At 73.4% G+C, this 1,906-nt stretch carries 1 protein-coding gene and 1 pseudogene; both read left to right on the top strand.

Annotated elements, in window-relative coordinates; translation table 11 throughout:
* Positions 1–1,372, top strand: a pseudogene (locus FV228_RS28320) (bifunctional [glutamine synthetase] adenylyltransferase/[glutamine synthetase]-adenylyl-L-tyrosine phosphorylase); the annotation flags it as partial.
* A 126-nt stretch (positions 1,373–1,498) separates the two neighbouring features.
* A partial coding sequence (locus FV228_RS28325) for an inositol monophosphatase family protein (protein ID WP_281406545.1) occupies positions 1,499–1,906 on the top strand: 408 nt, incomplete at its 3' end.

Consider the following 1,906-nt stretch of genomic DNA (forward strand, 5'->3'; position numbering starts at 1 on the left):
GCTGCCGAGCCTGCTGCGGGCGCTCGGCGGCACGAACGATCCGGACGCGGCCCTGCTCACCCTCGACCGGGCCTTCGCCCGGATGCCGGCGGTGGCGGAGCTGCTCGCCATCCTGCGCTCGCACGCGCGCCTGCGCCTGCTGTTCGCCGACATCCTGGGGACCTCGCCCCACCTCGCCGACACGGTCAGCCTCAGCCCCCACGTCCTCGACACCGTGCTTGATCCCGACTTCGTGGCGCCGGTGCCGGATCCTGAGCAGGTCCGCGACCAGTACCGGGCGCTGGTCGGGCAGCCGCCGAGCCACGAGGAGCTTCTGGACCGGTGCCGGGACGCCACCCGGCAGATGGCCTTCGTCACGGGGGCGCGGCTCCTGTCCGGCCTGATCACGCCGCGCCAAGCCGGGGAGGCCTATTCGGCCATCGCGGAGGCGACGGTCGCGCTGAACCTGGAGGCGGAGGAGCGCCGGTTCGCGCAGGACCACGGCGCCGTTCCGAAGGGCCGGTGCTGCGTGCTGGCGCTCGGCCGGCTCGGATCCCGGCAGCTCAGCGCGGTCTCCGACCTCGACCTCGTGTTCCTGTACGATTTCGATCCGGAGAACCGGATGAGCGACGGCCCGCGCCCGCTCGACGCGGTCGTGGCCTATAACCGGTTGGCGCAGCGGCTCTACGCGGCGCTGACCACCGCCACACGCCGCGGCCGGCTCTACGCGGTCGACCTGCGCCTGCGGCCCTACGGCAGCCACAGCCCGCCCGCCGTGCAGCTGAACGGCTTCGTGACCTATCAGCGCGAGGCCGCCGAACCCTGGGAGCACATGGCCCTGACCCGGGCCCGGGTGGTGGCGGGCGATCCCGAACTCGGCGCGGCCGTCATGGCGGCCATCGCCGAGACGGTCGGGCAGCCGCGCGATCCCGCCCAGGTCTGCGCCGCGGCCGGGGAGATGCGCCGGCTCGTCGCCGCGGAGCGCGGCCATGCCGGGCCGTACGACCTCAAGCTCGCCCCCGGCGGGCTGTTCGACCTCGATTTCCTGGCCCAGTCCATCGTGCTGAGCCACCCGCAGGTCCAGGCCGACGGCATCGGCCTCTCGGGGGAGGCTGTGCTCCGGAAGGCCGGCGCGCGCGGGATCCTGCCCACCGCCATGACCGAGCCCCTGTCCGAGACCTACGGCTTCCTCGACGCGGTCTACCAATGGCAGCGGCTGGTGATGGCCGATCCCGGCGCCGTCCCCTCCGACGGCGCCGCCCGGCAGATCGCCAAGGCCGTGGGCTTGCCGGATGCCCGCAGCCTCGCGGCGGAGCTGCATCGCCACCGGCGCCGGACCTGTGCGCTGCTCGCCCGGATCAAGCGGACGGTGATCGGGGTCCAGTCCCCATAGAGGTATCAGCCCCCTATCCGTTCAGCCGCCACTCCCCGATCAACACCACGCAACGGAACCGTTTCCCGGCCCGAACCGTCGACAATCTCAACCCGCTCGGGCATGCAAGCGGGTGCGGGAGGCGACATGACGGGCGCGGCGATGTTTTCGGGGCCTGAGCGCGAGCGGATCGCCGCGGCGCTCGCCGAGATCGCCTGCGCCGCCGGTGAGGTGCTGCGGCGCTATCATCGCGGCCCCTGCCCCCACGCCCTCAAGCCGGACGGATCGCCGTCGAGCGCCGCCGACATCGAGGCCGAGGCCTTGATCGTCGCGGCGCTGGCCGCACGCTTCCCCGGAATGGCCGTCGTCGCCGAGGAGAGCACCCCGGCGGACGAACTCGCGGTGCGGCCGGCCCAAAATTTCTTCCTGGTCGATCCGCTGGACGGCACCCGCGACTTCCTGGCCGGGACGCCGGATTACTCCGTCAACATCGCCCTGATCGCGGGCGAGCGCCCGGTGGCGGCCGCCCTCGTGGCCCCCGGCCTCGGGCGGGCC

Origin of the sequence: Methylobacterium sp. WL18 (assembly GCF_008040015.1) — a bacterium.
GTDB lineage: Bacteria > Pseudomonadota > Alphaproteobacteria > Rhizobiales > Beijerinckiaceae > Methylobacterium > Methylobacterium mesophilicum.